Raw genomic sequence first — 6,147 nt, forward strand, 5'->3', positions numbered from 1 at the left:
TTAACGAGGTCGCTGTCGGCCCCAGCATCGCCTATCTCTCTACGACCTATTGGTTTGGGCTGGAGCATCAACTGCAATCCGATTTGCTGATCGGGGCCAATGTCTCGACCCGGTACCTCGATTACGAGCGGAGCCGTGACGCCGCCGATATTCTTTCGGTTGGTGCCCGCGCCACTTGGTTCATCAACCGTAGCTTCCAAGCCCAAGCTGAAGTGAATTTCAGCCGCCGCGACGGCACGCAGAGCGACTCAAACTTTGAGCGCAACATCGGCATGCTGCGGCTCGTATCAAGCTTCTAACGCAGGATAAATTGAGACCCCTCTATGCTTAATCGCCGCCAATGCCTTTTTGGTTTGTCTGTCTGTCTGCTTGCGGGCCGCAGCGGCTTGTCGTCGGCACAGGCCCCGACGCAGCCCCAGACGGAAATTGGCATCGGCGAGTATCGATTGGGGCCGGGCGACCGGGTGCGCGTTCAGGTTTTCAACGAAGCCGATTTATCCGGCGACTATGATATCGACGGCACCGGCCAGATCTCGCTTCCGTTGATCGGGCAAATGACCGCCGGGGGGCAGCGCGTCAGCGATCTTGAGGCAACGATTCTCAAAGCCCTGAGCAATGGTTATCTCAAAAATCCGCGCGTTACCGTGGTTGTGCTGACCTATCGGCCCTTCTACATTTACGGCGAAGTTCGCCTGCCGGGCGGCTATGCCTATGTCAACGGAATGCGCATGGTGAATGCCGTGGTGCTTGCCGGTGGCTATACGCCGCGCGCACGCCAAGGCCGCTTGCTGATAACGCGCCTGATCGACGGGAAAAAGACCGAGTTGGAGGGGAACGACGATACGCCCGTGCTGCCGGGCGATATTATTCGCGTCCCCGAGCGGTTCTTTTAACGCGGAGCCCTCATGACGCAGCTTCAACCCTCCGCCCCGGCCCGACCGCCGAACTTATCGATGCCCCTGCCGCCCGAACAGGATGGGGCCGGGCTGCTCGATCTGACGCGCTTGCTCAGCATTATCCGGCGGCGGTTGCCGATTATGCTGGCCGTTTTTCTGACGATCACGGCGACAATGCTGATTTGGGTAACGCTTCAACCCAAGGGATATACGGCGGAAGCGTCGCTGGCGCTCGATACGCGGCGGGTGAATATTCAGGAAATTCCAAATTTCGTGAATGCGGTAACGCTGGATTTCCCCGTTGTTCGCACGGAAGTTCAGGTTTTACAGTCCTGGCCGCTGGCCGCGAAGGTTATCCAGTCGCTTAACATGAGCGAGCACCCGGAATATGGCAACCGCCCCGGCCGATTGGCGCGCATCGCCGAAGCCTTGCCCCTGCCCGACAGTCTGCGCGCCCTGTTTGCGTCGGAGCCAAAACCACCGCTGGACATGGACCAGATGGTCAACCGATTTAGCAATGGGCTTTCGGTTCTTACCGACGGGCGCTCTTACGTTATCCGAGTGCAGTTCCGCTCGTCCGATCCCGCGCTGGCCGCCGCCGCCGCCAATCAACTCGTCACGCTTTATCTTTCCGGCCAAGAAGACGAGCGCGTGCAAACCGTCAAACGCATCAACGGCTGGCTGAACGAGCGTGCCGAAGAGTTGCGGACCCAAGTGCGCCGCTCCGAGCTTGCGGTCCAGCAGTTCCGCCAGCAAAATAACCTCTCTGAAATGAAGGGAACCTCGGTTTCCCAGCAGCAGATCAGCGAGCTTTCGAACCAGATGATTCTATCGGCGGCGGAGCGCGCGGAAAAGGAAGCGCGCCTGCGCCAGCTTCAGCAGAGCCGCAGCAGTGGTAATATCGCCAGCATCGTCGAGGTGATGAACTCGCCGCTGATAACGCGTTTGCGCGAGCAGGAAGCGCAAATCATTCGGCGGGAAGCGGAGTTGACCGACCGCTACGGCGAGAAACACCCGACGATGATCGCCGTGCGGGCCGAACGCGACGATTTGCGCCGCAAGATCGACGCGGAGATTGCAAAAATCGCCCAGGCCATGAGTGCCGAGGCCGATATCGCGCGGGTTCGGGAAGCCTCGCTGCGCAATAATCTCGACGTGTTGCGGCGGCAAGCGGCCCAAGCCAACCCCGCCGAAGTGCGCTTGCGCGAGCTTGAACGCGATGTCGATGCGAACCGCGCCGTTCTGGATGCGTTTTTAACGCGGATCCAGGAAGGGGCGACGCAGGAGAATTTCGTTAATCCCGTCGCGCGCTTCGTCTCCCCCGCCCAAATCCCGAAATCGCCCGATCAGCCGCGCATGGGCCTGACGATGGTGATTACCATTGTGATTGGGGGCGCAATCGCCTTTGTCCTCGCGGTGATGGCCGATCATTTTGATCGAACCGTTCGCTCCAGCGAGCAGCTTGAGCGGGACACGGGCATAAGCTGCCTGGGTTTGGTGCCGCGCGCGGGCCGATTGGGAAGCCGCCCGGATACGGTTCTAAACCAGCGCGACGGGCTGTTCTCCGAGGCAATCCGGTCGATCCGCGCCGCGCTCAAAGTCTCGTCGCTCGGGGTTCCGCCGAAAGTGATCCTGCTGACCTCGGCGGTCGCGGGGGAAGGGAAAAGCCTGATTGCCCTCAGCCTTGGCCGTTCCGCCGCGCTCGATGGGATGCGCGTTCTGCTGATCGACTGCGATTTTCGCACGCCAGCAGTGGCGCGCGGGCTCAAAGTTCCGGCCAGCAATGGGCTCGACCATCTCTTGATCCACGGCGCGTCAAGCGGCTCGCCCATCCGAACCGATGCCGCAAGCGGGCTGCACTATATTCCCACCGAAGCCGCGCCGCATAAATCGCAAGAGCTTCTCGGCGGTCGTCTGTTCGCGGGCCTCCTCCAAGAAGTCCGCCGCCACTATGATTTGATTATTCTCGACTGCCCGCCGCTAGCAACGGTTTCCGATACCGTGCTGATTACCCAATTGGCCGACGCCACGCTGGTCGTGACCCAATGGCGGAAGACGAAAAACCATATGCTGACCCGCGCCGTCCGCCGCCTCGCCCAAGGCCATAGCCAAGCGGTTGCGCTTATTCTGAACCGTATCGATCCGAGGCTGTTTGATCGTTATATGAACGGTCGCTGCCTGTCGCTCGATTAAGCCGATGGCGCGGGTTCGCAAGGCTTTCGCGGCCCTCCTCTTTCTCGGATGCTATGGCAGCGCACGCGGGTTGGCCTTTTTCGGGCCGCTTCTGCTCTCGCGCCTGCTCGCCCCCGAGACCTATGGCGGTTTAGAACTCGCGCTGGCCATCGCCACGGTTATGGGCAGCGTGGTCGGCCTGGGTGTGCCTCAGGCGACTCCGCGCTTGCGCCTATTGCTGGGCCACGAGCGGGTAACGGATATTCTCATCCTCGCCTTTTTATTCTCAGCGCTGCCGCTCTATGTGAGCAGCCTTGCGAGCGTTTGGCTGGGGGTGCCGCCCGTCGTCAGCCTCACCCTTGGGCTCGGGGTTCTGTACGGGGCACAGTATGGTCTGAGTTTCTGGGCGCGGGTTGAGGGGTACAAATATCTTTCGACTTGGGTCGATAATGGAAGTTTGGTGCTGCTGGGCGTGAGCGCGATTGTTCTAACGCTCTTAGGCGTCGCGCCGGAGTTGACGGGATTTCTCTACGGGGTTTGGGGCCTCGCACTCCCGCTCTGCCTCGTTGGCCTCGGCGCGCTTGCTGTCTTACGTCCCCAGGGGCTGCTGAAACTCTGGCGGATTGCCCTCAAAGAGGGGGTTCCGCTGGTTTTGACAAGCTTGGTGCTCGTCGCGTTTGCCGCCTCGCCGCGTCTTTTGGCCGGGCGCTTTCTGCCTTTGGCCGATGTCGGCGCGCTCGCCTTTGCCGCCCGCCTCTGCCTTATTATGCTGGTCGTCCATCAACTGCTGATGACGTGGCATTTCCGCGATCTCTTTACCTGGCCGACGCAGCGCTGGGATAAGATTTTTGCCGGTATTTTAGCGAGCCTCGCCGTGCTGGGCGTCGGGGTTATGTTCGCTTGGCCCTGGGTTGTTCCACATCTAACCCCCGATTATCCCGCAATCCCGCGTCTTGTCGTCGCGCTGATTGCCGGGCAAACGATCCTTTGGATTGCCATTGCGCTGCTCGAATCGATGCTCAATCGTCAGGGGTTGGGACGCCGGGCCGCGCCAACGCTCGCCCTGGTCGGCCTGCTGGGGTGGKGGGCTATTGAAGCCTTGCTGCATTTTATCGCGCCGACGCCCCTCCTGGTGGCTTTCCTAGGATGGTGCCTTCTCAGCATCGGGGTTGGGACGCAGTGGCTGCTCTTGCGCCAATCCGGCCTTGTGCTGCCCCGCGCTGGCCTTGCCTTGGGAATGGCCACCGTGCCCGCCCTGATCGCGCTCGCGCTGGGGCTATGAGGATTCTTTGAAGTAAAAACGGTTGATGAAGGGATCAAACCCCGGCGGTAGCGGCGCAACGGGCTTGGCCGGTGCATAGGGAAGCCCCATTAGACAATATGTGACTTGGAAGATCAGTCGTGGCCGGTCACGCGGCGGGAGGCCGCGATGCATCCCGAACGTATTTTCGACAAAACAACTCCCCGCCGGACCCGTGAAACGCAACTCCCGCCCCAATGCCGCCGCCTCCGCATCGGTATAGCGGCGAAGATCGAGATGGGTGGCACGGTCATGGGAGCCGGGAATATAGACATGGGGGCCGGAATGCTCGTCGACATCCGTGAGGTAGAGGAAGAATTTATAGAAGGCCCAATCATCCACATCTCGGTGGAAGCGCTCAGCGTGCTCGGCGGTTCCGTCGCCCGGCAGCGACCACCAAGCGGTCAGATACCCGATGCTGGGCTTGCACCCGAGTAAGGCCTCGATACTGGCCAGAAGCAGGGGGTGATTGGCCAGCGCCACCGCGTGCGGGGCCGCGACCACGGTTTCCGCATCGAAAAAAGCCACATGGGTTTCTGGCCGGGCTTCGGTGAGCGGCATGAACTGGCCGAACGTGGGACGGTAGGGGTCGCGGGCTTTTTGCTCGGAGAAATAAGCCCGCATCTCCGCCACCTGCTGCGGCTCCACCAGCCCCGTAAGCAGATGATAGCCCTGGCGGTTCATATCCTGCACCAACGCCTGCACCGTCGCTGCGGCATTGCCCCCCGGCATTACCACCGACCGGGTCCGCCGCCCCGCCAGCCAGCGCGCGATTTTCGCCCGGCGCTGTGGGTGCCGAACCCGGCGTTGCGCTTCAAACGCCCAATAGTAAGGCGAGGCCATCAGCCGGGCGCGGCGGAGGATTTTTTTCGACAAGCTGGCGCATCATCTTCTCACCGGGCATCCCACCAAAGGGTGCCCGTTTACACGGTTCGCAGTTTAGCGAAAAAAACCGGCGATGTGGAGAGGACGAGCAGCCAGGCCACCGCCGCAATCAACCACAGGGCGGTGAGGCTCGGAACCATCACGCTCAAAACCGACGGAACCAAAGTGGCGCTTGCGTAGAGCGCGCCGGCCCAACGGTGGCTGACGTGGTCCCAAAGAACATGGTGCAGATGGTCGCGCCCGCCCCGGAACGGGCTCTGTCCGCGCCCAAGGCGCACGGCCAGCACGCGCCCCGCATCGAAGACCGGCACGATGAACCAGAGCAGCAGTTGGTCAATCGAAACATGGCCCTCGGCATGGGCATGCAGACCGAGAACGCCAATCGTGCAGGCCACCAGATAGGCTCCGCTGTCGCCCGCGAACACCAGCCCGCGCATATTGGCAATCAGGAAGGCTCCGCAGCACAGCATCGCCGTAACGTAATAGCCCATTGGCAGGGCGTCGGCGGTTACTTGCAGCAGCGTCAGCCACAGCATCGCATAGCCCGCCAGAATGCCATTGCGCCCATCGATGAGATTGACCGCGAAAATGAAGGAAACCAGTACTAGGGCTGCCGCGACGAAAGCAAACGCCGGGACCATGCCAACGTTGATCCCCCAGGAGAAATTCAGATTCAGCGCCACGAGGGTCGGATCGAGCCAGAAAGCGGCCGTTGTTGCTAAGGTCGAGAGCACAAGCCGCAGCCGCGCATCAATATCCGAGCGGTCGTCCACAAGGCCGATGATGTAATGGCATGCCACGAGTATTACACCAACCTTAACGGGAAACTGCATATCCGCATTGATAGAATGCAAAAATACGGATGCCAATCCCGCAATCGCTAAGGCGGTTCCG

The 6,147-nt window shown here is 61.1% G+C and carries 6 protein-coding genes; 4 read left to right on the forward strand and 2 right to left on the reverse strand.

The window, feature by feature from the left end:
* From VZ95_RS10500 to VZ95_RS10515, 4 genes are all read left to right on the forward strand, one after another.
* The coding region (locus VZ95_RS10500) for an outer membrane beta-barrel protein (RefSeq protein ID WP_045775794.1) at positions 1–299 on the forward strand (299 nt) is incomplete at its 5' end.
* 54 nt (positions 300–353) lie between these two features.
* The gene (locus tag VZ95_RS10505; RefSeq protein ID WP_198148219.1) at positions 354–893 is read left to right on the forward strand and encodes a polysaccharide biosynthesis/export family protein; all 540 of its coding nucleotides are present in this window, start codon (positions 354–356) and stop codon (positions 891–893) included.
* A 12-nt stretch (positions 894–905) separates the two neighbouring features.
* Positions 906–3,089, forward strand: coding sequence for a GumC family protein (locus VZ95_RS10510; RefSeq protein WP_084627718.1), 2,184 nt, complete (start codon positions 906–908; stop codon positions 3,087–3,089).
* 4 nt (positions 3,090–3,093) lie between these two features.
* Positions 3,094–4,350: an oligosaccharide flippase family protein gene (locus tag VZ95_RS10515; RefSeq protein ID WP_045775797.1), complete on the forward strand. Its 1,257-nt coding sequence runs from the start codon at positions 3,094–3,096 to the stop codon at positions 4,348–4,350.
* Here VZ95_RS10515 and VZ95_RS10520 read toward each other — a convergent pair.
* On the reverse strand, positions 4,345–5,244 hold the full coding sequence (locus VZ95_RS10520) for a phytanoyl-CoA dioxygenase family protein (protein ID WP_052711667.1): 900 nt from the start codon (positions 5,242–5,244) through the stop codon (positions 4,345–4,347). The two genes, VZ95_RS10515 and VZ95_RS10520, sit on opposite strands and share 6 nt — an antisense overlap.
* 47 nt (positions 5,245–5,291) lie before the next feature.
* On the reverse strand, positions 5,292–6,147 hold an 856-nt coding region (locus tag VZ95_RS10525), incomplete at its 5' end, for an MraY family glycosyltransferase (protein WP_232302603.1).

The organism is Elstera litoralis, from assembly GCF_000963705.1.
Taxonomy (GTDB): Bacteria; Pseudomonadota; Alphaproteobacteria; order Elsterales; family Elsteraceae; genus Elstera; species Elstera litoralis.

What these genes read in the sequence shown, in the direction of transcription:
- VZ95_RS10510 (WP_084627718.1), top strand. Translation starts at nt 906, where the DNA reads ATGACGCAGCTTCAACCCTCCGCCCCGGCCCGACCGCCGAACTTATCG.